The following is a 4,597-nucleotide window of genomic DNA, read 5'->3' on the forward strand; positions in this document are numbered from 1 at the left end:
CGGTGACGCTGCGGCTGCGCGCCGAACCCGGCGCCCTGGCGGTGCTCAGCGCCCGACGGCTGGCGCCGCTGGCCCACCTGCGTCCGGCCCAGCGGGACAACCTGCTGGTCACCCTGCACTCCTGGCTGCGGCACTGGGGCTCGCGGGCCGAGGTCGCCGCCGAACTGTTCGTCCACCCGCAGACGGTCAGCTACCGGCTCAAGCGCCTGCGCGAGTTGTACGGCGCCGACCTCGACGACCCGGCGACCCGATTCGAGCTGCTGGTGGTGCTCGCCAGCCACCTCGACGCCCCGCCGTCCCCGCCCCACCGACCGGACTGATCGGCGTGCTCACGCATTCGCGAACCGGTGGGTAGCGACCGCCGCTGACGGCCCGACGTCTGCGGAATTGACGTGCGCGGCCGTACCGCGAAGTTGTTAGGCTGGCGGAGCGCGGGTCAGCCGCGCGATCTGCGACGAGGAGCGCGACATGCTGTCGGGGGACGACGACATCTCGGGGTGAGCGGCCCCGCCGCCGACCGGCCACTGCCGGGGCGGCCTGTCATGTCACCGCCCTGTCTGTTCGACCGGGGCGCCGGTTGCGTCCCGGCCTTCCTCCCGAGGTCTCACTGTGATGTCCGACGTCTGCGTCGTCTGCACCAACCTCTCCTTCTCCTGGCCCGACGACACCCCCGTGTTCCGGGACCTGTCGTTCACCGTGCCGCCCGGCCGCACCGGCCTGGTCGCGCCGAACGGCGCCGGCAAGTCGACCCTGCTGCGTCTGATCGCCGGCGAGCTGGCCCCCACCGGCGGTGGCGTGACGGTCGAGGGCGTGCTCGGCTATCTGCCGCAGAGTCTTCCGCTCGCCGGTGAGCTGACCGTCGCCGAGGTGCTCGGCGTCGCCCCGACCATCGCGGCGCTCCGGGCGATCGAGGCCGGCGACGCCGGCGAGGAGAACTTCACCGTCGTCGGCGACGACTGGGACGTCGAGGAGCGCAGCCGCGTCGAACTCGACCGGCTCGGTCTGGACGGGGTGGCGCTCGACCGGCCGCTGCACACGCTCAGCGGCGGGCAGGTCGTCTCCCTCGGCCTGGCCGCGCAGTTGCTGCGCCGCCCCGACGTGCTGCTGCTCGACGAACCCACCAACAACCTCGACGTCGACGCCCGGCACCGGCTGTACTCGGTGCTGGAGAACTGGTCCGGCTGCCTGTTGCTGGTCAGCCACGACCGGATGCTGCTGGACCGGATGGACCGCATCGCCGAACTCGACGGCGGGCAGCTCCGGTTGTTCGGCGGCAACTTCACCGCCTATCAGGAGGCCGCCCAGGCTGCCCGGGAGCTGGCCGAGCGCACCGTGCGCAGCGCCGAGTTGGAGGTCAAGCGGGAGAAGCGGGAGATGCAGCAGGCCCGGGAACGGGCCGAGCGTCGGGCCGGGAACGCCGCCCGCAACCTCGGCAACGCCGGTCTGGCCCGGATCGTCGCCGGTGGACTCAAACGCAGCGCGCAGGAGTCGGCCGGCCGGGCCCAGCAGGCGCACGCCAGCCGGGTCAGCGACGCGCAGGGACGGCTGGACGAGGCCAGCCGGGGGCTGCGCGACGACCAGGCACTCACGCTGGACCTGCCGGAGACCGACGTGCCCGCCGGCCGGACGCTCGTCGAGGGGCAGCGGATGCAGGTGCGGTACGACGGCCGACCGTTGTTCCCCGGCGACGGTCTGGAGCTGACCATCCGCGGCCCGGAACGGATCGCGCTCACCGGTCCGAACGGCGTCGGCAAGTCCACGCTGCTGCGCTTGGTGACCGGCCAGACCGCGTCCGAGGGCGGGCAGGTGCGTCGGGCCGACGGCCGGATGGCGTACCTGTCGCAGCGGCTGGACCTGCTCGACCTCGACCGGACGGTGGCGGAGAACCTCGCCGCGTACGCCCCGGAGCGGCCGCAGTCGCAGCGGTTGAACCTGCTGGCGCGCTTCCTGTTCCGGGGCGCCCGGGCCCAGTTGCCGGTGGGCGTGCTCTCCGGAGGTGAACGGCTGCGGGCCACCCTCGCCTGCGTCCTCTACGCCCAACCCGCCCCGCACCTGCTGCTGCTCGACGAACCCACAAACAACCTGGACCTGGTCAGCGTGGGCCAGTTGGAGAACGCGCTGAACGCCTACCGGGGCGCGTTCGTGGTGGTCAGCCACGACGAGCGCTTCCTGCACGCCATCGGCGTACGACGGTGGCTGCGCCTCGACGGAGACGGCCTGCGCGAGGTACCGGCTCCGGACGTCGACTGAGTGAAGGTGGGTGGATTTGTTGTCGCTCCAGCGACAACAAATCCACCCACCTTGCTGGCTGCCTCAGCCGAGGGTGTAGCGGCGCAGAGTCACCGGACCGCCGTCCGGGGCGGTCCAGTCGGCGGTGACGGTGGCGGTGTGTCGCCATCCGTCGCGCTCGTAGAGCGCCACGGCCGGGGACCGCTGTCGATCGACGACCTCCAGGGTCAGTCCGACCCGGTGGTCGACGGCCCACCGCCGAGCCTGTCGGAGCAGGGCGGTGCCCACGTGCCGACGGCGGAAGGTGGGTGCGACGAACAGGCGGCTGACCTCGTGACCGGTCTCGTCGTCGGACGAGTGCACCGCGAGGTGACCGACGAGCCCTGCCTCGTCGTCCTCGGCGACCCAGGCGTGCTGCTGCTCCGGTGGCCACAGCCAGCCGTGCGGATCGGTCGGCCAGTGGAGCGGATAGCCGTCCGCCCGATGCACCACGGCGAGGAGGTCGACGCATCGGGGAAGGTCAGAAGGCTTCCGATCGCGAATGGCTGGCGCGGTCACCCGCCCATTCTCCGACGTAGCCGACATGCGGCATGACGTGCCGGGCCACGGCGAGGTGGGTGGATTTGTTGTCGTCCCAGCGACAACAACTCCACCCACCTGAAGGTCGGTCGGGATCAGAACGGGCTGAGGACCAGGCCGGCGGCGCGCGGGTCGCCGTCGTGCACGAGCGACTCGAAGGCGCCGACGTCGTCGAAGGCGAAGGCGTACGCCTTACCGTCGCGCATGTTGGCGTGGATGATCCGGGCGTACTGGTTGGTCGGGTTGCTGCGGTAGAACTCGGCGGCGTTGGTGCTGGGCTGGGTGTGGATGGTGCCGAGGGTGCCCCGGTTCAGCGCGGCGCAGAGCGTCCGGGAGATCGGCCCGACCACCTGGTCGTTGGGGGCGGGCAGGTCGCCGTCACAGCCCCACACACTCGCCGACGAGGGGCGGTTGAACGTGGCGACGACCTGTCCGGCGCTGTTGGTGAAGGTCATCACCCGGCCCGAGGTACGCCCGAAGTAACGGACGTCGGGCCGGTCGCCGAAGGGCACCACGGTCAGCGTGCGGCTGGTGTACGCGTTCCACGCCGACGCGATGTAGGAGTCCAGGTAGGTGCTGCTGAACAGGCCCGCCCCGGCAGCCTTGCCCGGTGCCAGGACCCGCAGCACGGTGCCGTCGGAGCGGGTGTACACGGTGTTCGCCCAGCCGGACTGGGACCGTACGCCGTTGATGATCGCGGTGCGGCCGTTGGCGACGACGTCGCCGGTCCGTTTGGTGACGCCGTTGGCGCCGGTCACGGTGACCGCGTGCGGCACCGCGAACATGTCCACCTGGGAGCTGTTGAGCCAGAGCCCGGCGTCGTTGTAGGTGAACTCGCTCCAGTCGAACAGGATGTCGCGGTTGGCGTCGCCGGCCGCCCACGGGGCGGGCTGCACCAGGCCGGTCGGGGTGAGGAAGAACTTGAGCTTCTCGCCGAAGGAGAAGTAGACCCGGCCGGAGAAGCCGCGCGGGAAGCGGACGGTGGTGTTGGCGCCGTTGGTCGGACCGGGGATCGAGGCGTCGGGCGCGGGCGACGGTGGGATCTGTCCGCCGGACCAGGGGATGAACGTGCCGGCCTGGTTGACGTAGCCGAGTCGGCCGGAGGAGAGCTGCACGCCGATGACGTACACGTGGACGGCTCCGGACCGGCCGGTGTTGTTGGTGACGGTGACGGGCAGCAACGCCGGGCCGACGGCCTGGGCGGGTGCGGTGGCGACGAGCGCGGTCGGGACAGCGGTGATCAGGGCGGCGGCGACCGCCAGCAGTCTTCTTCGGACAACCACGGGTACTCCTCCGTTCGGTGGTGACACGGTGTGAGAGAGCGCTCTCTCAGACTCTGACTGTTAACTACGTTTGTCAATAGATGTGCGGCGATGCCGCGCTGTCGGGGGCAGATCCCTCACCGCCGGTAGCGGCCCGTGTGCGGACCGGGCGGTACGCTGCGCCGGTGACCTTCTCCGTCGTGTCGCCACCACCCACCCGGTAACGGCGTTCTCGCCGACCCGGCTCTGACGATTCGAGCCCGGGGGCGTCCGTGCTGCCCGGGCGGTGACGACAACGGAGAATCCTGTGCACACCACCATGCCCCCGTCCGTGGGACGGGGAGTCTCGTACATCCTCATCGCGGCGGTCGCCTGGGGGACCGGCGGAGCGGTCGCCGCGATCCTCTACGACATCAGCGGTATGGGACCCGTCGCGGTCTCCTTCTGGCGGTTCGCGGGCGGCGTCCTGCTGCTCTCCGCCGGGCACCTGGTGCTCCGCCGGCGGCGTCCGGGCCGACCGGTCGGCC

General features: G+C 71.4%; 5 protein-coding genes. 3 read left to right on the forward strand and 2 right to left on the reverse strand.

Translation table 11 applies throughout. The features are described from left to right. Both EYA84_RS27040 and abc-f read left to right on the forward strand, forming a co-directional pair. Positions 1-320: helix-turn-helix domain-containing protein (locus EYA84_RS27040; protein WP_131056564.1), on the forward strand; the 320-nt coding region annotated here is incomplete at its 5' end. Positions 321-612: 292 nt separating this feature from the next. Next, complete coding sequence (abc-f, locus tag EYA84_RS27045) at positions 613-2,250, forward strand: ribosomal protection-like ABC-F family protein (RefSeq protein ID WP_131056566.1); 1,638 nt, start codon at positions 613-615, stop codon at positions 2,248-2,250. Positions 2,251-2,313: 63 nt separating this feature from the next. Here abc-f and EYA84_RS27050 read toward each other — a convergent pair whose 3' ends face one another. Both EYA84_RS27050 and EYA84_RS27055 read right to left on the reverse strand, forming a co-directional pair. Further along, on the reverse strand, positions 2,314-2,814 hold the full coding sequence (locus EYA84_RS27050; RefSeq protein ID WP_131056568.1) for a GNAT family N-acetyltransferase: 501 nt from the start codon (positions 2,812-2,814) through the stop codon (positions 2,314-2,316). An 89-nt stretch (positions 2,815-2,903) separates the two neighbouring features. Further along, complete coding sequence (locus EYA84_RS27055) at positions 2,904-4,091, reverse strand: beta-1,3-glucanase family protein (protein ID WP_201272487.1); 1,188 nt, start codon at positions 4,089-4,091, stop codon at positions 2,904-2,906. Positions 4,092-4,401: 310 nt separating this feature from the next. Here EYA84_RS27055 and EYA84_RS27060 point away from each other — a divergent pair. After that, positions 4,402-4,597: EamA family transporter (locus EYA84_RS27060; protein WP_236145978.1), on the forward strand; the 196-nt coding region annotated here is incomplete at its 3' end.

This window comes from Verrucosispora sp. SN26_14.1 (genome assembly GCF_004307965.1).
In the GTDB taxonomy this organism is placed as follows: Bacteria; Actinomycetota; Actinomycetes; order Mycobacteriales; family Micromonosporaceae; genus Micromonospora.

Coding starts and splice junctions, on each gene's coding strand:
- abc-f (WP_131056566.1), top strand. CDS start 613: ATGTCCGACGTCTGCGTCGTCTGCACCAACCTCTCCTTCTCCTGGCCC.
- EYA84_RS27050 (WP_131056568.1), bottom strand. CDS start 2,814: ATGTCGGCTACGTCGGAGAATGGGCGGGTGACCGCGCCAGCCATTCGC.